This is a genomic window from Amycolatopsis halotolerans, from assembly GCF_042647905.1.
Lineage (GTDB): Bacteria > Actinomycetota > Actinomycetes > Mycobacteriales > Pseudonocardiaceae > Amycolatopsis > Amycolatopsis halotolerans.
This window is the reverse complement of record NZ_JBHRWI010000020.1, coordinates 163559-188623: the sequence shown is the minus strand read 5'-3', so window position 1 is coordinate 188623 and position 25065 is coordinate 163559. Positions and strand designations below refer to the sequence as shown.

General features: G+C 67.6%; 24 protein-coding genes and 1 tRNA gene. 15 read left to right on the top strand and 10 right to left on the bottom strand.

Annotated elements, in window-relative coordinates; all coding sequences use genetic code 11:
- Nucleotides 1-95 precede the first annotated feature (95 nt).
- From ACFORO_RS15925 to ACFORO_RS15895, 7 genes are all read left to right on the top strand, one after another.
- The gene (locus ACFORO_RS15925; protein WP_377867962.1) at nucleotides 96-1346 is read left to right on the top strand and encodes an AAA family ATPase; all 1251 of its coding nucleotides are present in this window, start codon (nucleotides 96-98) and stop codon (nucleotides 1344-1346) included.
- Nucleotides 1343-1912, top strand: a complete 570-nt coding sequence (locus tag ACFORO_RS15920; protein WP_377867963.1) for an RloB family protein — start codon at nucleotides 1343-1345, stop codon at nucleotides 1910-1912. The genes ACFORO_RS15925 and ACFORO_RS15920 overlap by 4 nt, the downstream gene beginning before the upstream one ends.
- 47 nt (nucleotides 1913-1959) lie before the next feature.
- Nucleotides 1960-2337, top strand: a complete 378-nt coding sequence (locus tag ACFORO_RS15915) for a YybH family protein (protein WP_377867964.1) — start codon at nucleotides 1960-1962, stop codon at nucleotides 2335-2337.
- Nucleotides 2338-2708: 371 nt separating this feature from the next.
- Nucleotides 2709-2969, top strand: a complete 261-nt coding sequence (locus tag ACFORO_RS15910) for a hypothetical protein (RefSeq protein ID WP_009084635.1) — start codon at nucleotides 2709-2711, stop codon at nucleotides 2967-2969.
- Nucleotides 2970-2974: 5 nt separating this feature from the next.
- On the top strand, nucleotides 2975-3223 hold the full coding sequence (locus ACFORO_RS15905; RefSeq protein WP_354748730.1) for a hypothetical protein: 249 nt from the start codon (nucleotides 2975-2977) through the stop codon (nucleotides 3221-3223).
- A 7-nt stretch (nucleotides 3224-3230) separates the two neighbouring features.
- Nucleotides 3231-5981 carry an FtsK/SpoIIIE domain-containing protein gene (locus tag ACFORO_RS15900; protein ID WP_377896574.1) on the top strand — a complete coding sequence of 917 codons (2751 nt, stop codon included), beginning with the start codon at nucleotides 3231-3233 and terminating at the stop codon, nucleotides 5979-5981.
- Complete coding sequence (locus ACFORO_RS15895) at nucleotides 5978-6349, top strand: hypothetical protein (RefSeq protein WP_344266039.1); 372 nt, start codon at nucleotides 5978-5980, stop codon at nucleotides 6347-6349. The genes ACFORO_RS15900 and ACFORO_RS15895 overlap by 4 nt, the downstream gene beginning before the upstream one ends.
- A gap of 60 nt (nucleotides 6350-6409) precedes the next feature.
- Here ACFORO_RS15895 and ACFORO_RS15890 read toward each other — a convergent pair whose 3' ends face one another.
- The gene (locus ACFORO_RS15890) at nucleotides 6410-8911 is read right to left on the bottom strand and encodes an endonuclease/exonuclease/phosphatase family protein (RefSeq protein WP_377867966.1); all 2502 of its coding nucleotides are present in this window, start codon (nucleotides 8909-8911) and stop codon (nucleotides 6410-6412) included.
- 125 nt (nucleotides 8912-9036) lie between these two features.
- Here ACFORO_RS15890 and ACFORO_RS15885 point away from each other — a divergent pair, with 125 nt between their 5' ends.
- Nucleotides 9037-10053, top strand: a complete 1017-nt coding sequence (locus tag ACFORO_RS15885) for a CapA family protein (protein WP_354748736.1) — start codon at nucleotides 9037-9039, stop codon at nucleotides 10051-10053.
- Nucleotides 10054-10420: 367 nt separating this feature from the next.
- Here the strand turns inward: ACFORO_RS15885 and ACFORO_RS15880 are convergent, their stop codons facing one another.
- Nucleotides 10421-11122, bottom strand: coding sequence for an alpha/beta fold hydrolase (locus ACFORO_RS15880; protein ID WP_377867967.1), 702 nt, complete (start codon nucleotides 11120-11122; stop codon nucleotides 10421-10423).
- A gap of 93 nt (nucleotides 11123-11215) precedes the next feature.
- Between ACFORO_RS15880 and ACFORO_RS15875 the strand changes: the two genes are divergently transcribed.
- Nucleotides 11216-11782 carry a TetR/AcrR family transcriptional regulator gene (locus ACFORO_RS15875; RefSeq protein WP_377867968.1) on the top strand — a complete coding sequence of 189 codons (567 nt, stop codon included), beginning with the start codon at nucleotides 11216-11218 and terminating at the stop codon, nucleotides 11780-11782.
- Here the strand turns inward: ACFORO_RS15875 and ACFORO_RS15870 are convergent, their stop codons facing one another.
- Nucleotides 11783-12703 (bottom strand): TauD/TfdA dioxygenase family protein, encoded by a 921-nt coding sequence (locus ACFORO_RS15870; RefSeq protein WP_377867969.1) that lies wholly within the window; start codon nucleotides 12701-12703, stop codon nucleotides 11783-11785.
- Between the two features lie 325 nt (nucleotides 12704-13028).
- On the opposite strand from ACFORO_RS15870, the gene ACFORO_RS15865 reads away from it, so the two are divergent.
- Nucleotides 13029-13322 carry a hypothetical protein gene (locus ACFORO_RS15865; protein WP_354748743.1) on the top strand — a complete coding sequence of 98 codons (294 nt, stop codon included), beginning with the start codon at nucleotides 13029-13031 and terminating at the stop codon, nucleotides 13320-13322.
- Nucleotides 13322-13891: a hypothetical protein gene (locus tag ACFORO_RS15860; RefSeq protein ID WP_354748745.1), complete on the top strand. Its 570-nt coding sequence runs from the start codon at nucleotides 13322-13324 to the stop codon at nucleotides 13889-13891. Before ACFORO_RS15865 ends, ACFORO_RS15860 begins: the two co-directional genes overlap by 1 nt.
- Here ACFORO_RS15860 and ACFORO_RS15855 read toward each other — a convergent pair.
- The 5 genes from ACFORO_RS15855 to ACFORO_RS15835 form a co-directional block, all read right to left on the bottom strand.
- A complete protein-coding gene (locus tag ACFORO_RS15855) occupies nucleotides 13888-14682 on the bottom strand; it encodes an SAM-dependent methyltransferase (RefSeq protein ID WP_377867970.1) in 795 nt (264 codons plus the stop codon). The genes ACFORO_RS15860 and ACFORO_RS15855 overlap by 4 nt on opposite strands.
- A 21-nt stretch (nucleotides 14683-14703) precedes the next feature.
- Nucleotides 14704-15027 (bottom strand): hypothetical protein, encoded by a 324-nt coding sequence (locus ACFORO_RS15850; RefSeq protein ID WP_377867971.1) that lies wholly within the window; start codon nucleotides 15025-15027, stop codon nucleotides 14704-14706.
- A 90-nt stretch (nucleotides 15028-15117) separates the two neighbouring features.
- A tRNA-Ser gene (locus ACFORO_RS15845) sits at nucleotides 15118-15204 on the bottom strand.
- A 43-nt stretch (nucleotides 15205-15247) separates the two neighbouring features.
- Entirely contained in the window at nucleotides 15248-15688 is a 441-nt protein-coding gene (locus ACFORO_RS15840) for a nucleoside deaminase (protein WP_354748751.1), read from the bottom strand.
- A gap of 23 nt (nucleotides 15689-15711) precedes the next feature.
- Nucleotides 15712-16194 carry a tRNA adenosine deaminase-associated protein gene (locus tag ACFORO_RS15835; RefSeq protein WP_116202841.1) on the bottom strand — a complete coding sequence of 161 codons (483 nt, stop codon included), beginning with the start codon at nucleotides 16192-16194 and terminating at the stop codon, nucleotides 15712-15714.
- Between the two features lie 76 nt (nucleotides 16195-16270).
- Here ACFORO_RS15835 and ACFORO_RS15830 point away from each other — a divergent pair, with 76 nt between their 5' ends.
- Entirely contained in the window at nucleotides 16271-17500 is a 1230-nt protein-coding gene (locus ACFORO_RS15830) for a M20 metallopeptidase family protein (RefSeq protein WP_377867972.1), read from the top strand.
- Between the two features lie 33 nt (nucleotides 17501-17533).
- On the opposite strand, the gene ACFORO_RS15825 is transcribed toward ACFORO_RS15830, so the two are convergent.
- Nucleotides 17534-18247: a class I SAM-dependent DNA methyltransferase gene (locus ACFORO_RS15825; protein ID WP_377867973.1), complete on the bottom strand. Its 714-nt coding sequence runs from the start codon at nucleotides 18245-18247 to the stop codon at nucleotides 17534-17536.
- Between the two features lie 171 nt (nucleotides 18248-18418).
- On the opposite strand from ACFORO_RS15825, the gene ACFORO_RS15820 reads away from it, so the two are divergent.
- Nucleotides 18419-19321 (top strand): dihydrodipicolinate synthase family protein, encoded by a 903-nt coding sequence (locus ACFORO_RS15820; protein ID WP_377867974.1) that lies wholly within the window; start codon nucleotides 18419-18421, stop codon nucleotides 19319-19321.
- Nucleotides 19322-19712: 391 nt separating this feature from the next.
- Complete coding sequence (gene lysA, locus ACFORO_RS15815; protein ID WP_377867975.1) at nucleotides 19713-21047, top strand: diaminopimelate decarboxylase; 1335 nt, start codon at nucleotides 19713-19715, stop codon at nucleotides 21045-21047.
- On the opposite strand, the gene ACFORO_RS15810 is transcribed toward lysA, so the two are convergent.
- Nucleotides 21044-22570 carry an APC family permease gene (locus tag ACFORO_RS15810; protein ID WP_377867976.1) on the bottom strand — a complete coding sequence of 509 codons (1527 nt, stop codon included), beginning with the start codon at nucleotides 22568-22570 and terminating at the stop codon, nucleotides 21044-21046. The two genes, lysA and ACFORO_RS15810, sit on opposite strands and share 4 nt — an antisense overlap.
- A 180-nt stretch (nucleotides 22571-22750) precedes the next feature.
- On the opposite strand from ACFORO_RS15810, the gene ACFORO_RS15805 reads away from it, so the two are divergent.
- Nucleotides 22751-23248, top strand: coding sequence for an Lrp/AsnC family transcriptional regulator (locus ACFORO_RS15805; protein WP_116202834.1), 498 nt, complete (start codon nucleotides 22751-22753; stop codon nucleotides 23246-23248).
- Nucleotides 23249-25065 lie beyond the last annotated feature (1817 nt).

Genomic DNA, 25065 nt, shown 5'->3' with positions numbered 1-25065 from the left:
GGAGCTTTCGCCTAGCCAACCATCGGTCCTTCGACCGCGAGCAAGAACTCCTGCTGATGCCAGCCAAGCCGGGTGACGCACGTCCAGTTGTGCCGGTGACCGCGGTCTACGGGGCGAACGCCTCCGGAAAATCGAGCCTCCTGGACGGGCTCAGCTTCATGCAGCAGGCCGTGATTCAGTCTTTCGCGACCTGGGATGCCGAGGGAGGTGTTCCGCGGAAGCCTTTCCGGCTTCGCGCAGACGCCAGCGCTGAGCCGACCCTCTTCTCCGCAGAGATCGTCGTCGAAGGAATCCCTTATGCCTACGGCTTCTCGGTGAACGACGACGAGATCCAGGAAGAGTGGCTGTACTCATTTCCGGAGAAGCGCCGAAGGGTGCTCTTCGAACGCGATCGCTCGGAAATCAAGTTCGGCACCACTCTGGCGCGCGATCTCAAATCCAGGCTGGAACTCCTGGAAGAAATCACCCGGTCAAACTCGCTGTTCCTCAGCGCCTGTGCTCAAGTTCGAATTGCCGAATGGATACCGGTTTACCAGTGGTTCCGCTCTCAGCTTCGAATGCGAATGACGCTGGGAAGCCTCGCCAGCAAGCGCAAACTCGCCGAACAAGTACTTCGGCTCCGCACTCGCAATCCAACAATGCTGGATAAATTTCTTTCCCTCCTTGCCGCCGCCGACGTGGGCATCACCGGGCTTACAATCTCCGAGCCCGACGACTTACTACTGGCCGAACAAGTCAGTCAAGCCAGGGCAGAAAAAGAGCACCTGATCGTGCAGTTGAATAAAAGAAATTCAAACGCAAGCCGGAAACGATTGCAGCTTGCTTTGCAACATGCGGAGATTCAACTGGGTGCTGCTATCCACCGCGCATCCGAAAGCAGCCAGGATCTCAAGTTCCTTCATGGAACGGAGAGCACAGAGCTTGAACTTGACGAAGAATCCGCCGGAACGCGGTCTTGGCTCACCCTGCTCCCGATAGTGCTCGATGCACTAGAAGAGGGGTGCGTCGTTGCCGTGGACGAAATCGACACCAGCCTGCACCCCTTGCTGACCGCAGAACTGATCAAGCTGTTCCGGAACCCGGACACAAACCAGCACGACGCCCAGCTGATCTTCACCACGCATGATTCCAGCCTATTAGGACGAACGACCGGCGAAGAGATACTTCCGCGCGATTCGATCTGGTTTGTGGAAAAAGACACAAGTGGAGCAAGCGCCCTCTTCCCGCTCACCGATTTCAAGCCGCGAGACGGTCAAAACACTGAACGGCGCTACCTCGGCGGCAGCTACGGAGCGGTCCCCGTCCTCGATTCAGCAAGCTTCACGGACGCGGTGCGCAACAGATGACGAACAGACTTAATTCTCGTCAGCGGAAGACTCCACACCGACAACAAAGATCCCTGATCTTACTCGTCTGCGGCGGTGAAGAAACTGAGCCGAGCTACTTCAACGGGATGCGCAGATGGTTTCGCAACCCGGCAGTGAAAGTAGTCGTCAAGGGAAAGAAAGGCGATCCGGAAACCCTTGTCCGGTACGCTGCGAGAGTGCGCAGCGAGAACGATTACGACGAGGTTTGGTGCGTGGTCGACGTCGATCATTTCCCGCTTCCAGGGGCCGTAGCAAGCGCAAAGAAGCTGGGGGTCAAACTCGCGGTTTCTAACCCTTGTTTCGAATACTGGCTGCTGCTGCACTTTGAAGACTGCCAAACGCCGATGACCCGCTACCAGGAGGTGGAGCGAAAGCTGAAGAAGCACGTGCCGACCTACCGCAAGGACGGAGTGCGGTTCGACGACTACGCCGTGGGGGTCGAGTCCGCAGTCGCCCGGGCCAAGTCCGGCTGCCCAGCGGACAGCCATCCGCATGAGCGCACTCCCTCCACGAGCGTGTGGCCGATCGTGGAGGCCATGCGATGAGGAAGCTCCGCACAATCCCACCCCTCGGACGCTGGCAGAATTCGTTCATGAACCACAGCGCAGCTCAAGAGTTCGCCGACCGCTGGGCACAGGCTTGGAACGCCCACGATCTCGACGCACTGATGGCCCACTTCGCCGACGACGTGACGTTCCGGTCCCCGGTCGCGGTCCAGGTGATCGGCGGCGACGGCGTGATCCGCGGCAAGGCGGCGCTGCGCGCGTACTGGGCCGAAGGGCTGCGCCGGATTCCCGATCTCCGCTTCGAGGTCGTCGGCGTCTACGTCGGGCTCGGCGCGCTCGTCATCAACTACCGCAACCAGAAGGGCGGACTGGTCAACGAGGTCCTGGTCTTCGACGGTCCGCTCGTCGTCGACGGTTACGGCACTTACCTCGGCGACGACCCGAATCCGGCCGGGGCTCGCTGAACCGGGGAACGGGCCGTCGCTGTCCGCAATCGGGGCAGGGGCTGGGATCGGCCGAACGGTCCTACCCGCTAGGCTTCGCCGCAGACTTCATCGCAGCCGTCCGGAGAGGTTTCCCGGTGTCACGAATACCGTTTTGACCTGGGCGTTGGCCGTCGCACACACACCGAGAACCCGCAGGTCAGAAGGCTGAAACGCGGGTTTCGGGCCCCGCGTGCGCACTCGAGAAGCCGACGCCCGACTGGCCCCGGACTGCCGACCGCGTCCGGGGCTTTGTCGATTCTCCCGTTCCCACTTACTTACCGAAGACACCTGATCACGCTAAGTTTGTATGTGGTCGTTTCAGCCCACGACGCACCGAGGAGCCCGCCCCCATGGCCGGAGTGGAAGAGATCCGCGCTGGTATCGCGCTCGCGAACGAGAAGGCGTCCGCGAGCATCGCCGCGCTGCAGCAGGCAGCGCAGGCACTCGAAGAAGCACAGCTGTCGCTGTCCCAAGCCACCCAGGGCAGCAGCCAGCACGAGGTGAACCAGGCGCACGGCCTGCTCGCCGAAGCGCTGCAAGGCATCACCGGCATGCAGAGCACCATCCAGGCCGGCATCTCGTCGGCCGATTCCTACTCGGCGCGGCTTTAACGCCGATGTCGGGGCTCGCCGAAATCCACCAGTTGCTCACCGCCGCGCGAGCGGGGGTCGGCGACGGACGGGCGCATGCCGAGCGGGCGAAGGCTCTGCTCGGCGACGCCCGGCGCGCACTCGTCGACGCGCAGGCCAAGGCAGATCCGTGGCTGCCGGGCCAATTGGCGCAGGCCGACGAGGCGCTCGAACACCTCCTCACCCGTTTAGCCGCCGCCGACGATTTAGTGGGCGGATACCAGTCACGCCTGTAGGGATGAGATGGCCAGCAAGTCAGCCGAGCAACGCAACCGTGTGCAAACCGCTCTCGACCGGGTCCGGCACCAGATCGGGCTCGTGCTCGGGGCCGCGGTCGGCGCGCGCGAAATGGCCGAGGCCGAGGTGGCGCGGCTGACGCTGGAACAGGAGATCGTCCGGGTCGGCATGGACCACGCCGATCCGGCCCAGCAGACGGAGTGGGCGCGGCATCCGGCCGCGCACGAGGTGTTCGCCGCGCTCGGCGGCACCCGCACCGCCTTCTACACCGACTGGAGCGCCGGTCCCGGCGAACTGCGCGACCTCGTCGCCGCGCACGCGCCGGGCCCGGCCGGGCGGCCGCCGAGCGAATGGCTCGGCCGCGTCGGCACGAATTCCGGCGTCACCGCGCCGGGGTTGTGGCGGGTCGGTTCGGCCACCGCGGCCGGGCGCGACATCTCGCGCACCTTCGACGTCGCCGTGCCGCTGCTGGACGAATCGCACCTGGCCATCACGTCCGCGCCGAAAACCCGGCCGGTGGTGGACGGAATCGTGCAGGGCCTGCTGATGCGCGTGCTGTCGGCGTTCGAGCCCGGCGCGGTGAAAATCCACCTGTGGGACGTCGGCCAGCTCACCGCGATCCTCCCGGACCTGTACCCGCTCAGCCGCACGAGCGCGCTGTCGCTGTACGACCCGACGCGGCTGGAGGATCTGCTCGACGAACTCGCCGGGCACATCCGCCGGATCCACGCCACCGGCATGCAAGCGGGCCACACCTCGTTGCGGGAACTGCGAAAAGCCACCAACCAGCGATTGGAGCCGTACCGGATCGCGGTGCTGTACGGCAACGGCGAAACCCTCGACGCGGAGCGCGCGCGCGACCTCAAACGCGTGGCCAGCGGCGCGCTCGCGGCCGGGATCTGCCTGATCCTGGTGGACGTGCCCACCGCGGTGAGCGCGTCGATCGAAACGCTCAGCCTGCTGGACGAACGCCGCGCGGTCAGCAGCATGACCGGCAGCGACCTGGTCGTGGACCTGGATCCGCCGATGCCGTCCGGGCAGGTCATCCGCGCGGCGAACCGCATCGCCGAAGCACTGATCTCTCGACAAGGCGGGCCCAGGTCGTTCGCCGACCTGATGCCGACCGAGATCGGCAAGGAAAGTTCCGCGCGGGAACTGCGCGCGCCGATCGGGTTCCACGAGGGCGAAGCCGTCGAGGTGGTGATCGGCGACGCGAGTCCGCACGCGCTCATCGGCGGCCCGAGCGGTTCGGGGAAAACGAACTTCCTGTACGCGCTGCTGGGAAGTCTCGCCGCGCGCTACACGCCCGACGAGCTGGCGTTGTACCTGCTGGACTTCAAGGAAGGCGTCTCGTTCGCCGGTCTCGCGCCCGGTCGCAAGGACTCCAGCTGGCTGCCCCACGCGAAACTGGTCGGCGTCAACGTCAACACCGACCGCGAATTCGGGTTGGCACTGCTGCGTTTCCTCGCCGACGAACTCCGTCGCCGCTCTGCCGCCGCCAAGGAGCATGAGGTCACCAACCTGGCTGACCTGCGCGAACAGGATCCGAGCGGACACTGGCCGCGGATCGTCGCGGTGATCGACGAATTCCAGTACCTCTTCGCCGGACGTGACCAGGTCACCGCGCAAGCCACGCAGTTACTGGAAGACATCGCCCGACGCGGACGTTCGCAGGGCATTCACCTGGTGCTGGCCAGCCAAGACGTCGCAGGCATCGAAGCCTTCTGGGGCAAACCCGCGGTGTTCGAACAGTGCACGCTGCGCATCGCCATGCCGAAGGCGCGCCGGGTGCTCGCGGAGACGAACAACGCGGCTGTTTCCGCACCCAAGTGGCACGCGGTGATCAACCACGATTCCGGTGTCGCGCACGGGAACCAGCTCGCGCACGTGCCGGATTCAAGCACTCGCAACGTTTTCGTGAACCTTCAGCAAAAACTGTGGGAACTCTATGCTGGCCGCTTCTCCCGGCCACGCCTGTTCGACGGTGCGCATTCGCCGGTGCTGGAACAGTTCCCGACGTTCGTGGAGCTCAAGCCAAGTCCTCAGCCGAGGGCGATCCTGGGTCAGTCGATCGACGTCACCGAGGCCGCGTGCGGTGTCGAACTGCCTCGAGTACCCGGCCGAAACATCGCGGTGCTCGGCGGCGCGACCGCGGAGGCGCTGTCCATTATGGACTCCGCCGCCCGATCGCTTTCCCGGCAACTGGAACTCGGGCAGGTCGAATTCCTGCTCCACTGCCCGATCGTGGCCAGTTCGCCAGCGGTCTTGGATCTGAAGAGCCGGCTGGAGGCCGAGGGTCACCTCGCGACGCTCACCGAAGACCTCTCCACCGAGCTGGAATCGATCGTCGCATCGCTTTCCACGACGACGCCGCGCGTCCTGCTGCTGTACGGAGTGGACGCCGCGTTGCCTTCTTTGGAGGCAAAGGCCGTCGGCCAGCTGAAGAGCGGCCTCGACCACCTGCGTTTGCTGCTCAAGAACGGCCCCGCGCACGGCGTCCACACCATCGGCTGGTGGCGCAGCATCGCGCGGCTCAAGGACACCCTCGGCTTCGGCGGCACGGACGACATCGGGACCTGGGCCGCGCTGGACGTCCAGGGCAACGATCTGTCGCCGTTCGCCGCGGGCCAGGTTGTGCATTGGTCGCCGCGACCGGGCCGGGCCTTGTTCTTCGACCGCACCACGCACGGGGCGCCGGAAGTCATCATCCCGTTTCAGCGCCCGGAAACCGAGCCGACCGCGGGAGGCACGCCGTGACCGAGGGAACCACCAGCCCCGCCATGCGGTACAAGGAAATCGTCGGCTTGGCCCGCGGTTCGGCGGACAGCCTGCGCGCGTGGGAACTGGCGCGGGCGGATGAAATCGAACGCCAGCTGTCCGACGCCCAAGCCGCAGTGGTCGCCGCGCAGGATCGGGAAGAGAAGACCCGCGAGCGCGCGAGCCGGTGGTGGAAGATGGCGCTGCACAATGTTTCGCGGCTGAATTTCGTTGAGGCACTGGACGATCCGCAGCCGGTTACTACGGCTCGGCCGCAGTATTTGGACCGGTATTTGGAAGAGGTCAAGCCGAGCTACCAGGAGCTGGTCCAGGCGGTGCTGGGGCTCGGCTGGCGCGCGAAGCGTTAAGCCGTGAGGGGAACCCTGAGGGAATCAGAGTCCCTTGGGGTTCCCCTCACGGACAACTAGTTACGCCGTACGGTGCAGGAAGCGGTCTAGCTGGTCGAGCACGTCATTCGCGAAGTCCGCGAACGGATTCCCCGCCGAAGGCCGGAACCGGACCACCTGCGGATCATGGTCACTGGCCTGATCCGCGAACTCAGCATTCACATGCACCACGTCGTAATCGACACCACGCGGAGCAGCAGAAGCCAGGATGTGGTCCAACACCTGCGACTGCCCCTCGAACACATAGCTGTACCGCTCCGCCGGAGGCAGCGTCGCGATCAGGTCCTTCAACAACCCGCCCGAGGTCAGCTTCGCCAGCGCGGGCGAGAACTGATAGTCGTTCAAGTCACCAGCCACCACGACGTTCGCCCGCGGGTCCGCGCCGAGCAGCTGCGCCACGAAACCCTGCAGAACCGTCGCCTGCTTCTGCCGCTGCACCTCGGAACCGCGCGTCGGCGGCTGGTAGCGGCCATGCGTCGGCTGGTCGCCGCCCTTGGAGTTGAAGTGGTTGGCCAGCACGAAAACCGTCCGGCCGCGGAACACGAACTCGCCTGCCAGCGGCTTGCGGCTGTCCTCCCACGCCTCGTTGCCAGGGTCGACCCGGCCCGGCGACTGCGTCAGGTGTGCCTTGCCGTGGTCGGAAACCACGCCCACCGAAGAAGTCGGGCTGCCACCGGGGCGATCCACAAAGGACACTCGCGACGGGTTGAACAGGAAGCCGACCCGGATGTTGCCGCCCGGTTGTCCGCCGTCCTGGTCGTTCACCGGGTTGATCTGCCGCCACTGGTACTGCGGGCCGCCGGCGGCGACGATCGCGTCGGTGAACTTCTTCAGCGTCTCGTCCGCATCGACCGTGCCGTCGTCGGTCGCGCCGCTGTTGTCCTGGATTTCCTCCAGCGTAACGATGTCCGGCGTCGCGAGGTTGTCGACGATGCCGTGTGCGAGCTGCGCGTACTTGGTGTCCGAATCGGACGGTGCGAGGTTCTCGACGTTGTACGTCGCCACCGAAAGCTCGCCCGGACGCTGCTTGCGCGTGGTTTCCCGCTGCAGCTTGTTGTCCTTCGCCGCACCCAGCTTCGACGCGAACAGCGTATAGCCGCCGAAGTTGCTGTACTCCACCGGACCGGAGGTGACGCCGGTGAGCACGTCGCCAGTGTTGACCTTCGGAGCCGCCTGCTGTGAGGACGGAATGATCGACTGGACCTTCAGCACACCGGTGTTGATCTTGTCGTACCCGAGGTACACCGTCCCGCCGCGCGGCGTCGGGTTCTGCTGCGGCTTCGTGGTCACGTACAGCTCGCCGTACTTGTTGCTCGGGCCCACCACCCGTGCGTCAGAAACCTGGACGATCTCGCTTTCGTGCGATTCCCAGAAGTCCAGCGCGTACTTCGACGGCTCGAGCGGCAGCGATTCGATGTTGCCGCCCGCGTTGGGGGCCAGCACATCCGGCACCTGGTCCGGAGTCAGCACGGTCGGGGCGGGCAGCGGGTTGCCCGAAGAGTCGACTGTCCACTGTGCACTGGTCAGCTCGGTCAGCGACTGGTAGTTCGAGGTCGCGGGCGCGTCCGGGTAGTACTCCTTGACCTTGCCCTGCGCGGTGATCGCGTCGCCGACCGCCACGTCCGGCGTGGTCGATCCGGTGAACACGAACAGGCCCTCGCTGGTGCGCGGATCGCTGTCCGGGTGCGGGTCGGTCATCCAGAACCCGCGCGCCGAGCCGAAGCTGCGCACCGCGGTGACGACGCCGGTGACGTCCTCGACCTGCTTGTCCTTGAACGGCGAAATCCGCGTGGTGCCCTGGATGTCGTGGATCTTCGCCGGAACACCCGGCTCGCCCGGCTGCGTGCCGGTGGTCTCGCCCTTGGTGTTGGTGGGCGTCGGGTCGCCGACAGTGAAGTCCGCGCTGTTGTTGTCGGTGTCAGCGAGCGTCGCCGCGCGCGCGACCGAGGTCGTGTTGGACGGCGCGGCAGCCGGATCCCCTTCGCGGACAACGGCATCGCCGAAGCCGACGAGGTCCTTGACCCGGCTGTCCGCCGCGCAGTCGGCGGCGGTCTTGCAGGTCAGCGGCGCGCTGTCGGACACGAGCGCGACGGTCCCGGCGGTCGCGGACATCGCGATGGCCCCGGTCGCGTCGGGCGTCGGCAGGGCGACCGTGCCACCGTTGCCCTTCCCCTCCGCGACGAGGTAGCGGCCCTTCGGCGCGACGGACCCGGCGAGCGGCGTGACCTGCCACTTGCTCGACGCGCTCGCCGAACCGGGCAGGTACTGGACGCTGTAGCCATCGAGCGCGACCGGCGCACCGCCGTGGTTGGCCAGCTCGATGAAGTCGTTGGTCAGCGTGGCGCCGGAATTGCCGCCGCCGCCGTAGACCTCGGCGATCAGGGCGTCCGCGCTGGGGGTCGCCGAAGCGGGCGCAGCCAGCCCGCCGAGCACGAGAGCAGCGGCGGAGACGGCAACCGCGCCTCTGGTCAGTCTTGCCCCACCGGCGCTGCGGCCCCCGGCGGGACGACGGGATATGGTCACCCTGAGTCCCCTCTGCATGTCAACGGTCGAGGCATCGTCCCCCGAACAAGCGAAGCAGAGGAAGACGAAAGGGCAACGATTCGTAACGAGCTGGAGGGAATTCCTCCTTTGGACGGGTTGACGCAATGATCACGCTCGTACTCGGCGGAGACGTCAACCTGCAGGGCCGCGCGAACCCGGAAACGGCGTTCCACCCGTTGACCTCGCTGCTCACCGGTGCCGATGTGCGGTTCGTGAATCTCGAGGGACCGCTGTCCGGCTCGACCGGCATGGACATCCCGCACAAGCCGAACTGGCGGCACTCGCCGCCGGAGATGGTCGCCGCGCTGACCGCCGCCGAGATCGACGTCGTGTCGGTGGCCAACAACGTCACTTACCCGCCTGCCGCGGCGATGGCGAGCCTCACCGTGCTGGACCGCGCCGGAATCGCGCATTGCGGCGCGGGCGCGAACCTCGCCGAAGCGCACGCGCCGGCGATCCTCGAACGGCCCGGCGGCCGGATCGCGTTCCTCGCCTACACCTCGCTGTGCTGGCCGGTCGGACAGGAAGCGACGGAAGACTCGCCGGGCGTCGCCGCGGCGGGCGCTTACACGTCGTACCAACCGGATCCGCGCGTCCTGGACGTTCCCGGCCGCCCGCCGATCGTGCACACCACGCCGGTCCGCCGCGACCTGGAGCTGCTGCTCGCCGACATCCGCCGCGCCCGCGCCGAGGCCGACCACGTCGTGGTGTCGATGCATTGGGGCATCCCCGGCGAAGAACTGACCGAGTACCAGGTGACCTACGCGCACGCGATCATCGACGCCGGCGCCGACCTGGTCGTCGGACACGGACCGCACACCGTGCAGCCGGTCGAGGTCTACCGCGGCTGCCCGATCCTCTACAGCCTGGGCAACCTCGTCTTCGACTGGCCCGCCATGCGCGACCGGCACCGCGACGGCCTGCTCGCCGGTTGCGTCGTCGGCGAGCAGATGCGGGTCGAATTGGTGCCGATCCGCCGCGACGAAGACAACGAATGCGTACCGTTGACGGGAACGGACGCCGACGACGCGCTGCGGCGGCTGGTAGACCTCTCCGCGCGGCGCGGCACGAACGTGACGGTCAGTGATGGCTTCGCGACCGTCGAAGGACTTCGCGGCTAGACCGCCCATCCCGCCGTCACCCGGACGGCGCATCTGCCTTAAATGCAGGTCAAGCCCGGGGTCGACCGGTACCGGGCGGGAGTACCTTACCGATGAGCACGGAAACTGTGGCCTGGACCACTTTCGAGCTCACGGGTAGCACCTCGCAGGGGGAGGCGACACGGTCACGTGGGGGTTGACCGTCGTCGAGTGCGCGGGTGCCACCACCCGGGAAAACAGCCGCGGGCGCGGGACTTTCCGCTTCGCCCGCGACCGCGGCTCCACGGATTTGCCCCGGGGAAGCCTCGCGAGTGGCGAGGCGCCGCCTTGACCGCGCGGGGGAGCGCGGGAGGGGGAGGAAGGCGGCCTGCCTCGCCACTCGTGAGCACTATCCGCTGACGAGAGCCGACGCGACGCCGTCCACCACGCGCGCACACGTTTCTCCGTGGGTGAGCGGCAGGTAATGACCGGCCCCCGGCACGATCTGCAGCGCTCCGTCCTGGCAGGCAGCCAAGAATCGGCGTTCGCCAAGGCGGAAGTGGTCGTGGCGGCCGTTGAGCAGAAGTACCCGCCCCGGGTACCGCGCGAGGTCGGCCAGCGGATCCATCCCAGCCGCCATCACGTCGGGGATGACTTCGGAAGCGATTCCCGCAGCGACGACCGGCTCAGCGACTTCCTCGGGGAGAACGCGGCGGAGCAGCCACGCGCTGAAGGACGCACCGTCGTCAGCAGTCGTCGCCAAGCTACGCCGGGCGAACCGGAAACTGCCGCGCAGCACCGAACTCGGCACGAGCGAACATCCAGCTCCCACCAGGGAAGCGACCCGCTCCGGATGCCGGGCCGCGGTCGCGATCGAAACGTAGCCGCCGAGCGAATGCCCGACCAGGACCGCCCGTCCGCCCACCTCATCGATGGCGTCGACGACCGCGACGACCGCGCCGTCGAGCGTGAACTTTTCCCCGCGCCGCATCCCGTGCCCCGGCAGGTCCGGCGCGGCCACTCGACCGCGCGCCAGGCGTTTTTGCTGCTGCCAGCACGCCCCGGACAGCCGGATGCCGTGCACGAAAACCACCGGCAGTACTTCGCTCATGTCTCCACCCTTCGCCCAGTTTGCAACGGAGCGTTGCATACCACTGGTCTACCGAATGCAACGCACCGTTGCAAACCGAGCTAGGATCGGGCCATGGACCGGACTGCCTCCCGTCCGCGCAAGGCGGACGCCATCTTCTCCGCGACCCTCTCGCTGCTGGCCGAACGCGGTTACGACGCACTGACGATCGAAGCGGTCGCAGCGCAGGCCGGAGTGCACAAAACGACGATCTACCGCACGTGGGCGACCAAGGACGAGGTCCTCGCCGATGCCCTGGTCCAGGCCCCGGAACTGGCCTTCGCCATCCCCGACACCGGCTCCCTGCGCGGCGACCTCCTCGCACTGGCGAAGCAGATCCACTGCCTGCTGTCCGATCCCGCGAACCGGCGCGTCATCACGGCCGTCGTCTCCGCGCTGCCCGACCGTCCCGCCACCGCCGAGGCAGCCGGACGCTTTTTCGCCGATCGCCTCGACCGCGAGCAGGCCGTCTTCGACCGCGCCCGAGACCGAGGCGAACTAGCCGACGCCGCGGATGCGGAGATGATCATGGATCTGCTCGGCGGAAACCTGTGGTTCCACACTCTGATCCGAGCGAAATCCGCCGACGACGCCTACTTCGAACGACTTGTCGACACCGTCCTCACCGGAGTCATCCGCTGATCAGTACGGCCGATCCCCGACGATCGCGACGCGCTCCGCGATCCGGACGTGCGGGTGGTAGTCGTTGACCGCGTAGTGCTGGGTCGCGCGGTTGTCCCAGAACGCCACCGAATCCGGCTCCCAGCGGAACCGCACCTGGAACTCCGGCGTGTGCGCTTGCAGGAACAAATACCGCAGCAGCCGGTCGCTTTCGGCGCGGTCGAGGCCGACGATGTGCGTGGTGAACGCCTGGTTCACGAACAACGTCCGCCGTCCGGTCTCCGGATGGGTCCGCACCACCGGGTGTTCGACCGGCGGGTACGCGTCCTGCCACTGGGCCAGCAGATCCGGGTCGGTGAACCGGTCGAAACCGGGGATGAAGTCGTGTACCGCGGTCAGGCCGTCGATCCGCTCGCGGACGTCGGCGGGCAGGTTGTCGTAGGCGGCGGCCATGTCGGCCCACATCGTGTCTCCGCCGATCGGCGGGACCTCGACCAGCCGCAGCACCGAACCGAGCGCCGGATTCGGCCGCCAGGTGACGTCGGTGTGCCAGATGTTTTCGTACCCGGGCATCCCGGCGGTGCGGGTGAACCGCACGACCTGATCGGAATCTCCCCGCGGGATGAACGGGTTCGTTTCCAGCTCGCCCCAGTTCGCGGCGAACGCGCGCTGCTGTTCAGAGGTGATGTGCTGGTCGCGGAAGAACAGCACCTTCCACTCCAGCAGCGCGCGGTTCAGCTCGGCGCGCAACGGCGGCGGCACCGGCGCGCCGAGGTCCACTCCGGATATTTCAGCGCCGATCACCCGTCCGAGCGGGCGCAGGGTGAACAGCTCGTACGGAGTTTCGGCGCCGGAAAGCCGGCGCAGCACGCGCGGGCCTTCGAGGATTCCGTCGTCCGGCGTCACGGACGAGCGCAGGCGGGCAGGCAGGTCTACAGACATGGCGGTACTCCCGGAAGAATAGGTGAATTCGGCTGCAGCAGCGGAAAATCGCCTACGCGGGAGGAGAGCCGAGACGACCGCGACGCCTCAGGAGGGCGGCGACGCCCTCTCCGTCCGACCGCGCCGGGGCACGGCCGGCTAGCGGCACTTCCCGGTTCTCTGGCATGACTCCAATTCTGGCGGTGCGGGGAACTCCCGGTCAAGGATCCCCACGATGTGGAATCGTCGCACGCCCGGCCGAGTGACCCGGACCGCCTCGATGGGGTTAGATCTCTCCAGAGGGTGGCGGACCGCGGTTCGCACTCTCCTGGAAGCGGAGGTCCCGATGGCAGGTTCGACGAGCGAGCGGCTCAACGCCGCCGCGGACGCGCTCGATCGAGCGGCTGCCGACGCGGACCGCGCGGCGGGCCGGTTCTCCGAAGCCCGTCTCGAATCGACTCCGTGGGGGATTTCCGAGCCCGCACGGGAAATCGCCGCCCGGTGGGAGGCCGCGCTCGCCGCGCGGGACGTCGACGCGCGCATCCTCGGCGACGCGACGTCCGATCTCGCCGGCCAACTGCGGATGGCCGCGCGCGGCCACCACCACCGTCCGACGATCGCGACGGCGCTGCTGAGTTGATGCCGTTCCTCCACCCGGCGCTGGACAACGCGGCCGCCGGGCTTGCTTCATTGGGCGCCGCGGCCGCCGCGATCGGCGCACCGGACCCGGTCACCGCGCTCAGGCAGATCGACTGTTCCCCGCAGACGATCCGCGAATCGGCGCGCACCCTGTCGGGCGGCCGCGACGTTTTGGTCATGGCCCGCCTGGAATTCGAACGCGGGGCGCACAGCGCGGAACGCAAATGGGGCGGCGAACCGGCCGCACAATTCCGGGGCAGCGCCGACGAACTGGACGCGCACTACCGCCAGGCCGCCGAAGCCGCCGCCCGCACCGCGTCGGTCGGCTTGGATCTGGCGGATCTCCTTGACCGGCTGGCAGATCAGACCGCGGCGCGAGTCATGCTGATCGCGGAAGGCGTGTCCCCGGCGGCCGTCGCACTGCTGGCGGGAGACCGATCCGCGGAACCGGCGGTCCGAGAGGCGTGCGGGACCATCGCCGAAGCGGTCGCTCGCGGCGTCGCGACCATAGGAGAGGCAACGACTTTCCTCGACGCCTTCGGAACACCGGTGCTGCAGGAAGAAAATTAGCGGGTCGCGGTCACGAATCCGCCGCGCGTGCTGTCCAACGGCTCGCGTCCGTATTGGACGGCAAGTTCCGCGACAGTAACGGTTTCCGGCCGCCAGCCGTGCTCGGCGAGCCACTCCGGAGCGTCTCCGGCCAGACCGCCGAGCCAGAGTGACGTGACCTCGCCGCCGACGTTGCGAGCATGATCCAGCAGCCCGTCCCGCTCGCCGTCCGGCCGGTGCTCGAACGAAATCCGGCTGCCTGGCGCGGACAACTCGGTGACGGCCGTCAGCAGCCGCTCCGCCTCGTCCCGGCTGAGGTAGATGAGCAGGCCTTCGGCGAGCCAGACGGTCGGCTGTCCCGGGTCGAATCCCGCGTTTTTCAAGGCAGCGGACCAGTTATCCCGCAGATCCACCGGGACGGCCGTGCGCTCGCACTTGGGTCGCGCGCCTTGTTCAGCCAGCACCGCTTCCTTGAACGCGAGCACATCCGGCAGGTCGACCTCGAACACCCGCGCGCCGTCCGGCCAGTCGAGCCGGAACGCACGGGCGTCGAGACCGGCCGCGAGAAGCACCGTCTGCGTCCCGCCGGAAACGAAGTCGTCGAAGAACCGGGTGCGGATCGCGACCTGCTGCGCGAACACCATCCCGAGCCGGGAATCCCGCTCCTTGCCGTCGAAGATCGCGCGCCCGGCATGGAAGAACGCGCCCGCGTACGGGTCCTCGAACAGCCGGTCCGGCCGCCCGCTCTCCAACGCACGAAGCCCAGCCACCCCAACCGCGGTCTTCCCGACCGGCGGAAGCTCTTCGCTCATGAGCCCAGCGTACGGACGAAGCTACTTCGGCATCAGGGCTTTGATCTCCTCGACCAGCTGGCGCACCTTCTTTTTGTCGGACGAACTGTAGTAAAAGGTGCACAGATCAGTCTTGTCGCCACCAGAGGCCGGGTTCTCGATCACCGCCGTCGACGCCCCGGTCACCTTGAACTTGAGACACCCCGGGCTGAACGCGCGGGGTTCGGTGTTGCTGACCCCGCTGATCCTGCTGACCCTGAAACTGTGCGTCTTGTCCGCACCGAACAGGCCGTCTTTGATCGCGGCCTTGATCGTCACCTGCTTGCCGCTGAACGTGAGCGACCGACGCCGGGCATAGATGTACAACGCGCCACCTCCGGTACGGGGACCAGCTACCGGAAGGTCAAACGAACGAACCCCGGCCGGAGTGCCCGGTCGGGGTTCGTTCGTGAAGAGCGGTGGCGGTGGGATTTGAACCCACGGACGGGATTAACCGTCACACGATTTCGAGTCGTGCTCCTTCGGCCGCTCGGACACGCCACCGCCGAGAACAATACCGGACCTCCGTCGCGGGGTGCGGCGGGGGTTACTCGGCCCCGGCGCGACGGTCCGCGAAGTACGCCTCGAGCAGGGCGGCACAGTCGTTTTCGAGCACTCCGCCGAGGACTTCCGGCCGGTGGTTGAGGCGGCGGTCGCGCACGACGTCCCACAGCGACGACACCGCGCCCGTCTTGGGCTCCCAGGCCCCGAACACCAGCCGCGAGACACGGGCGAGCACGAGCGCGCCGGCGCACATCGTGCAGGGCTCCAGCGTGACCGCGAGCGTGCAGCCTTCGAGCCGCCAGCCGTCGCCGAATTTGCGAGCCGCCGCGCGCAGTGCGAGGACCTCCGCGTGCGCGGTGGGGTCAGCCAGCTCGACGCGCGCGTTGCGGGCTGCGGCCAGCGGGCGCCCGTCGGGGTCGAAGACGACCGCGCCGATGGGCACGTCGGCACCAGGAGCGCGGGCCGCGTCCAGCGCGGCCCGCACGGCCTCGATGTCGTCCGGCCGTCTCAGAGCTGGTCCAGCAGTTTCGAGAACTCGGCCTCGAACCCGCACCGCTGGGCGATCATCTGGAGCTGCTCGTCGGGGTAGAGGTCGACCTCGCCGACGATCACCTCCAGCTCGCCGCCGGGAAGGCCGAGGTCGGCCAGGATCTCGAGGTCGCCCTCGGGCCACACGGCGTCGTCGTCCTCGTCAGGCGGGTCGACGCGCAGCACGTCGAGGACGTCCGCCGCGATGTCGTAGTCGAGCGCCGCGGCGGCGTCCGACAGCAGCAGCGACGGTCCCCTCGGGCTCGGCCGGACGATCACGAAGAACTCGTCGTCGACGGCCAGCAGGCCGAACGCCGCCCCGGTCGACCGGAGCTTGCTCAGCTCGGTGATCGCCGCATCCAGTTCTGTGAGCGCCGAGGAATCGAGCGCACTGCACCGCCACCGACCGTCTTCACGGACCACAGCTATCGCGAAGCCCGTGACCGGCTCTTGCACCGCCATGCGCACACCGTATTCCGCCTCGCTGGCGAACGCACGCACGGTGCGCCCGAAGCGTGCGAGGTGCCACTATCGAGCCATGACCGGACCCACCGACCTCCCCACCCTTCCCGGCAACCGGCACGCCGGGCTGCTCGACGCCGCACGGCAGCTGCAGGACCGCACTGTCGAGCTCCGCCGCGCTGTGCACCGGCACCCCGAACAGGGCTTGCAGCTGCCGCACACCCAGGCGGCGATCCGCGCCGCACTGGCCGACCTGCCGATCGAACTCACCGACGGCCGCTCCACGACGTCGCTCACCGGCGTGCTGCGCGGGGCCCGTCCCGGACCGGCCATCCTGCTGCGGGCCGACATGGACGCGTTGCCGCTGACCGAGGACACCGGCCTGGAGTTCTCGTCCGAGATCGACGGCTCGATGCACGCCTGCGGACACGACACGCACGTCGCGATGCTCGCTTCGGCGGCGCGGCTGCTGTCCGAGCGCGTCGACGACCTGGCCGGTTCGGTGGTGTTCATGTTCCAGCCGGGCGAGGAAGGCCTCCACGGCGCGCGGCACATGATCCACGAGGGCGTGCTGGACGCGGCCGGCACGCGCGTCACGCGAGCTTTCGGCCTGCACACGATCGCCAACAGCCCGAGCGGCGTCCTGCAGGTGCGCGGCGGGCCGATGATGGCCTCAGCCGACACGTTCAGTGTCGAGGTCACCGGCCGCGGCGGCCACGGTTCGGCTCCGCACGACGCCATCGACCCGGTCCCGGCCGCGGCCGCGATGGTCGGCGCGCTGCAGACGATGGTCACGCGGCGGATCAGCGTCTTCGACCCGGCGGTGGTTTCGGTGACCCGCATCGTGGCCGGAACGACGACGAACATCATCCCCGAGACAGCGGTGCTCGAGGGGACCATTCGCACCCTGTCGGAGACGACGCGTTCCTTCGTTCGCGAGGAACTGCCGAAGGTGTGCGAGGCGGTCGGCGCGGCCCACGGATGCCGCGTGTCGGCCGGAGTGGACCCGGGTTACCCGACGACCGTCAACGACCCGCGGGTCGCGGCTGAGGTGTTGTCGCTGGGCGCCGAGGTGCTGGGCGCGGAGAACGTCGAGGAGCTGACCACGCCGATCATGGGCGCGGAGGACTTCTCGTATGTGCTGCAACGGGTTCCGGGCGCGTTCGCGTTCATCGGGGCGCGGGAGCCGGGAGCGGATCCGGCGACCACGGAGGACAACCACTCGAACCGGGTGAAGTTCCACGAACCAGCGATGGCCGCCGGGGTCGCGATGTACACCGCGTTCGCACTGGACGCCCTGCGCTGAGCTCCGGCCCGCCCTTGACTGGGGCGGGCCGGTTCACTCGGCTTGTGCGAGAAAGACGAATTCGCGGTCCGGCCGGTCGGGTGCCTGCCGGAGGTCGGCGACGCGGTAGCCCTGCTCTCGCAGGCTCGTCGCCACCTCGTCCCGGCTGCGGAACCTCAGGGTCGACTCCGAGGTGAGGACGAGGCCGTCGGCCAGGAACGTGTAGGTCATGCGGAACGAGACAAGCGGCAGCCGGATTTCGGTGACCTCGACTCGCTGCTGCACCGCTCCGATCCCCGGCACTTCGCGGGTGTGCGGCGGCACGTCCCAGGTCTCCCAAGCGCGGTACTCCGGCCGCCGGGTCTCGAACACCAGATGCCCGCCGGGTCGTAGCGCCGTCCGGATCCCGCGGAGGGTCGCGGCCCAGTCGTCGTCGGTCAGGAAGACCTGCGCGACGTTCCCGGTCATCACCGCGAGATCCGCGTCGAGCGCGGGCAGGGTTGTCGCGTCTCCGTGCCGCCAATCGACCCGGCTGCCCTTCGCCCGCGCGATGTCGAGCGACGCCTCGGCCGGATCGACGCCGACGACCGTGCGCCCGGTTTCGGCGAGCAAGACCGCCAGGCAGCCCGTTCCGCAGCCGACGTCCAGCACCCGGCGAGCGTTCAACTCGTCGGCGATGCGGACGTACGCGGGCAGATCAACCCGGTCGCCGTCGAAGGTGTCATAGATCGGCGCGAGGCGGGGATCAGCGAATATCGCATCGGGCACCCGCGTCACGGTACCCAAAGCCGCCCCTTCGGCCACCCGGTTTTCCCCAGGTCCGACCGTAGTTTGCCCTTCTTCTGGGACAGCTATCCCAAAGATCAGGACAATTGTCCCGGACGTCCTCGTGTTACCCTCCGTTTTGACGAGACATCATATATCAGATCGGATCTGCTCGTGGCGTTCGAGAAACAGCGACAGCGACTCGCCGGTGTGGTGGCGATCCCGGTGACCCCGTTCACCGCGGCCGGAGACGTGGACGCCGAAACGTACGAGCGGTTAGTCGAACGGCTCGTGCTGAGCGGCGTCGAGGTCGTCACGCCGAACGGCAACACCGGCGAGTTCTACGCGCTCGACGAGCAAGAAACGCGACAGTGCCTCGAAGTCACCACGAAGGCCGCGCGCGAGGCGAGCGTGCTTGCTGGCGTCGGCCATGACGTGCGTACAGCCGCGAGGGCCGCGAAGCACGCGCGCGCTTCTGGAGCGGACATGGTGATGATCCATCAGCCCGTGCACCCGTACGTCTCGCGCGCGGGCTGGATCGACTACCACCGCGCGATCGCGAACGAAGTGCCCGAGCTCGGGGTTGTCCTGTACGTGCGCAACCCCGCCATCGAAGGTTCAGACCTGGCACAGCTCGCCGAGGCCGCGCCAAACGTGCTCGGCGTGAAGTACGCCGTGCCGGACCCAGTGCGCTTCCGCACTGTCGCGCGCGACGCGGGGTACGAGCGCTTCGTGTGGATCGCGGGCCTCGCCGAACTGTCCGCCCCTGGGTACTTCGCAGTCGGCGCGACGGGCTTCACTTCCGGCCTGGTGAACGTCGCGCCGCAGATCTCGCTCGACCTGTTCCGCCACCTGCGCAACCACGACTTCGCCGGAGCGATGGAGATCTGGGACCGCATCCGCCCGTTCGAGCAGATGCGCGCCGCGGAGGGCAACGCCAACAACGTCAGCGTGGTCAAGGACGCGCTCTCCCAACTCGGCCTGTGCCGCCCCGACGTGCGGCCGCCGAGCAGGCTGCTGACGGCCGCCGAACGGGACCAGCTGTTCGAAATCCTGTCCTCGTGGGGGCTTTCGTAACGCGTCAGGCGCGTGACTGCAACGCACGTCTTCGCGCAGCAGTTCAGCGAAGGCCGCTTCGTCGTGCTCTACGAGCGCCTTCACATACTTCGCGACGTGCTCTTTCAGTTCGGCCCGCGTACGTCGAACGGCCGTGCCACGCGCGCAGCAGAGTCTCGGTCTCGCTCGCGAAGTCTGTCATCTGTTCAACCATGTCCGGCAGGACGGCCGATCACCGGAAAACTCAGCAAAGCCCAGCTCAACCGGGGTGTGGCGGAGGTTACTCGCGCGTTAAAAACACGTCAGCACGACCGCCCGGACCGTCAGGGGCCCGTTTCCGGGACGTTCCGGGCCGGGGTCGGCGCAGTGTGCTGGCGATGTTCGCCGCGATCGACATCGACCGGAGGTAACCGTGACGCTCAGCGAGCTGCTCCCGAGTCTCGGCTGCGAGGCCGCCGACCATCTAGAACCGGGACTCTGGCCGCAAGGCACGAGGCTCGGCGAAGGCGGTGAGCTGCTCTTCGCCGGCGCGCCGGTCAGCCACCTGGCCGCGCGCTTCGGCACGCCCGCCTACCTCCTCGACGAGGAACAGGTGCGCAACACGGCCCGCGCGTACCGGCGCGCACTGCCGGAGGCCGACGTCGCCTTCGCGAGCAAGGCGCTCTGTACGCGAGCAGTGTTGCGTTGGGTCGCCGAAGAAGGACTGTCGCTCGACACGTGCTCCGCCGGTGAGATCGCCGTCGCGCGCGCTGTCGGGTTTCCCGCGGAGCGCATTCTGTTGCACGGCAACGCGAAGACGCCCGAAGACCTGAAAGCCGCGCTGCAGTATGGCGTCGGCCGCATCGTCCTCGACTCTCTCGACGAAGTCGAGCAACTCGGCGCCCTCGCGCATGGCGCGCAACGCGTCCTCATCCGCGTTACGCCCGGCGTCAGCGGCGACACGCACGCTGCCATCACGACAGGCACCGAAGGACAGAAGTTCGGCTTCTCGCTACGCCCCGACGTACGCGACAACGTCGACCGCGCTGTCGCAGCAGTACTTTCGCAGCCGAGCCTGCAACTGACCGGACTGCACTGCCACATCGGTTCGCAAGTGTCCCGTGTGGACCGTTACGAAGAAGCCGCGCGAAAGATGGTCGAAGTGCTCGTCCGCATCCGCGACCAATACGGAATCACGTTGCGAGACTTGGATCTCGGCGGCGGCCATGCAGTGCCGTACGCCGACCGTGAAGCGTCCTTCGACCTCGACGGGTACGCACGCCGCCTCCGCGTCGCACTAGGATACGAGTGCTCGTCACAAGACTTCCCCTTGCCACGACTGACAATCGAGCCTGGCCGCGCGATCGTCGGACCGGCCGGGATCACCGTTTACCGCGTGTGCGCCGTGAAACGCGGCGCGCGCACCTTCGTCGCTGTCGACGGCGGCATGAGCGACAACCCGCGCCCCGCACTGTACGGCGCGCGCTACACCGCGCGTCTCGTCGGCCGTCGCACGAAGGCCGCGCGTACGCCGATGACGGTTGTCGGACGGCACTGCGAGTCCGGCGACGTACTGGCGGACGTCTGCCTGCCCGACGACATCCACGTCGGCGATCTGCTGGCCGTACCGTGCACCGGCGCGTACCACCACTCGCTCGCGTCGAACTACAACCTCGTCGGCCGCCCACCGCTGGTCGGCGTCCGCGACGGGCACGCGACGCTCCTCGTACGCCGCGAAACCGAAGAAGACCTGCTTCGCCGCTGCTAGCTCTCGATGGTCTGACCGTCGCGGGCAACGGCGCCGCGCGTCAGACGTCGCCCCGCGAAGAAGTCACGGCAGGCGCGTTGCACGGCAAACATCAACGGGAAGCCCACGAGGATCGCTACGACGCCAATCACCGCGACGCCGCCGACGCCGAACACAGTGGTCTCTCCGGCGTCAGGCTTCGCGTACGCGATCGCCGCGAGCACCAGTACCGCCAGGAAGAACACGGCGCCTACGAAGGGCAGTAAGCCGCGAAGCAGGAAATTGCGCACGCTCGACAACAGCGTCCGGCGAAACACCCACACGCAAGCGAGCGCCGTCACCGTGAACTCGATCGCGATCGTGAGCCCGACCGCGTCGACCGAATCCGCGAGCACGTTCCGGCTCCACAACGCCAGCAGCACGTACAAAGCGAGCGACACCAACCCGAACGCCCAGGTGGTCACGGAAGGCGTCTGATACTTCGGATGCACCCGGCCGAACACCTTCGGCAGCGCGCCGTGGCTGGCCATCGACAACGTCGTGCGCGCCGCGGGCATGATCGTCGCCTGGCTCGTGGCCGCGCCGCTGGTCAGCACCGACACGATCAGCAGCACCCCCATGACCTTCCCGAAACCGGACGTTCCGAACACCGCGCCGCCCAACCCGGCGAGCACGTCCTCGGCGTTCGCCTCGTTGGCCAGCCCGATCCCGTGCTCGCCAACGCCCGCGAAGGCCAGCGCCGCGACGGTCACCAGCAGGTAGTTGAGCACCAGCAGCACAGTCGACAGAATCGCCGCCCGGCCCGGCGCGTGCCGCGGATCAGCCGATTCCTCGTTCACCGAAAGCGAACTCTCCCAGCCCCAGTAGATGAAGACCGCGAGCAGCACCGCCGACACCGCCGTCCCGACGCTGACCCCGTTCGGCCACAGCCAGTCCCATCGCGGCGTCGTCGCCTGCGGGCCCGCAGTGCCGCTGTAGACGCGCGAAAGCGCTACGACGGAGAAGATCGCCAGGACGGCCAGTTCGATGCCGAGGAGGACCCACTGCGCCCGCGCGGACACCTCGATGCCGCGGTAGCACAGCCAGCACAACGCGAGCAGCCACGCGCACCCGATCGCCGTCGTCACCGCGCGGTTGTTCGCGAGGTCGTCTAGACCAAACAGCAGCAGCGTGTACCGGCCGGTCAGCGCCGACTGGCTGCTCATCACCAGCAGCTGTTCCACGAGGACGACCCAGCCGGTCATCCAGCCGACGCGACTGCCGAACGCGCGGGTGGCCCACGTGAAGTTGGTGCCGCAATCGGGTTCGGCCGCATTGAGTTCCCTGAAGGCAAAAGCGACGAACAACACCGGAACGAACGACAGCAACACGAACGCGGCGGCCTTGAACCCCGTTCCGGCGAGCACGATGAACCCGAGCGTCGCCGCGATCGAATAGGCCGGGGCGGTCGACGACATTCCGATCACCGTCGAAGACACCATGCCCAGCGCGTTCGAGCGGAGCCCCTTGGCCGGCACCACAGGCGCGGCGACGGCTTCGGTCATTGGAATATTCCTCCTCGAGATCGGCGGTCCGCGACCGTACCCGGCGTTTGCCCGAGCCAGAACGGCGGCCGCATGTCCGCCATCTGGAGAAGAAAACGGGAAAGGGTCTCCTGCTCTCCGGCTCCTGCCGATACGCTGCGCGTCTGACGAATCACATGCCGAAACACAGGGAGGGACGGCATGGGTGACGAAAACCGTACGAAAATCGAGGAACCGCGTGCTCCGAGAGCGCTAGACGGGACCGACCGGACGCTCATCACGCTGTTACAGGAAGACGGCAGGGCGTCGTTCACCGCGCTGGCCAAGGCGGTGGGTCTTTCGGAAGGCGCGGTGCGGCAGCGAGTACAGCGACTGCTGCGAGAGGAAATGGTGCAGATAGTCGCCGTGACCTCGCCGGAACACGTCGACCTGACCCGAAGGGCCATGGTCGGCATCACGGTGGACGGAGACGCCCGCGAAGTGGCCCAGCAACTGGCCAAGGTCGCCGACGTACACCAGGTGGCACTCTGCTCGGGCCGCTTCGACCTGCTGGCGGAACTGCTGTGCCGCGACGACGACCACCTGCTGTCCGTACTCGGCGACGAGGTACGGCCGATCGCGGGAGTCGTCGCGACGGAGCTGTTCGTGTACCTGAAGCTCGCGAAACAGGACTACTCGTGGGGACGGCTGACTGCCTGATCCGCGGGTCGGTTTCGCGGCTGGGTCCATGGCCTGGGTCTATGGCTGGTTTTGCGGCTGAGTGCATGAGCTGGCGTGCTCAGACTGGGTTCTCGGTGGGGTTCTCGGTCTGAGGTGCGCGGCTAGCCGGGTTCTCCACCTGGCGCGGACGGACCGGTTGTTCGGCTGGGTTTCTTCGGCTGGGCGGATACCTGGCTGGGTTCCTGAGCTGGGCTTTTGGTCTTGGTCCTTGGGTTGGAGCACTCGGTTTGGATGGGCTTTCGGTCCCTAGTCCCCGGGCCAGAGCACGCGGTTCAGGTTTCGGTCCCTAGTCCCCGGACTGAAGCACTCGGCTCACGCCGGGCTTTCGGCCTTGGTTCCCGGGCTGAACACTCGGCTCGGGCTGGGCTTCCGGCCTTAGTTCCCGGACTGGAGTACTCGGCTTGGGACATCGGGCGATGCGCTCGGGCTGGCGTGCTCGAGCTGTCGGTCCTGATCGGGCCGGTACCCCCGGCTTCGTCGGCTTGGCTTCGCGGACTGGATCGGGCCGGTCCCCGGAGCTGGCTCGGCTGGCTCCTGAACTGGACTGGACCACCGAGCTCCGCAGGCACGGCCCTTGGACAACCGCCGCGGCTGGCACTCCTGGCCTGCCTTGACTGGCCTACGAGCCGGAACAAGGCACGGTTCCTCGGACTGCCGATCCCAGTCGGTCTCCATTGGCTGGATCGGCCGAGTTCAGGCAGGCGATCGGTTCAGGCACAGGTCCGGACTTCGGGAGTCCGGCACTGGCTTCGGAGTTCCAGTTCCAGCATCAGCGCTGGTCGCGGCTTCGGGAGCCGGGCACGAGCGCTGGTCCCGGCAACGGGCTCCGGCTCAAACGCGAGTTCCAGCACGGATCCCAGCCCCACTGCTGGCCCAGCAACGACGCTGGCCAGCACGGGTTCCCCACCCGACGACCGTTTCCAGCAACGACGCTGGCGCGACGCACGCTCCACGCTCCGCGTGCAAGAACCCAGCTCCAGCCTGGCCACTGGCCCCAGCAACGAAGCATGCTTAGCCGCCGGTTCCAGCAACGAGGCCGAACCAACGACGTAGCAGGCTTGGCCGCTAGTTCCAGCAACGAGGCCGAACCGGCGACGTAGCAGGTTTAGCCCCATTTCCGGCAACGACGCCGGTCCCGGCACCACCCACCATCCGACGTCGCCCGTCGAAGACGGAGACGTCGGCCCCGGCAACGGGCGTCAGCCCGAGCCACCGGCATCCGTGCCGACCAGGCACGGGACTCCGGCCCCAGCACCGGTTCCACCAACGGCCCCGGAATCCCGCCCCAGCATCGACGCTGGCCCGCCTTCGGTCGCACACCGACGTTCCCTGCCCCAGCCCCCGGCACGGGAACGCTCGCCGATTTCCGCGAGCCTTCCGCACGGCAAGCCTTGTCCCACTCACCGGGACGTCACTGGCCCCGAAAAAACGGCTCCGAGACCAGCGCTCACCCCGACCGAATTCGCGACCAGCCACTCCGAAGCTCCAAGCCGGTGCCTATTACGCTCCCTTCCCCGATTAGACCGACTGGCCGAAGCCATCAGTTTCGCTAATGCCCCCGAACGGCCGCACGACTCGAATTTGCCTACTGCGCAATCGGAATAGCGCCCCGGATTCCGTATCGACCTTCGGCCAACAAGTCGGTTCCACAATCCCCAGTCGCCATGCCCGTCTTCCGCAATCCCTGAGTCGCCGCGGCCGCCTCCCGCAGCCCCAGCCAGACGTCCGCCTCCGGCAATCCCTCAGCCACCGCGACCGCCTTCCACAGGACCCGACCACCGTGGCCGCCTCCCGCA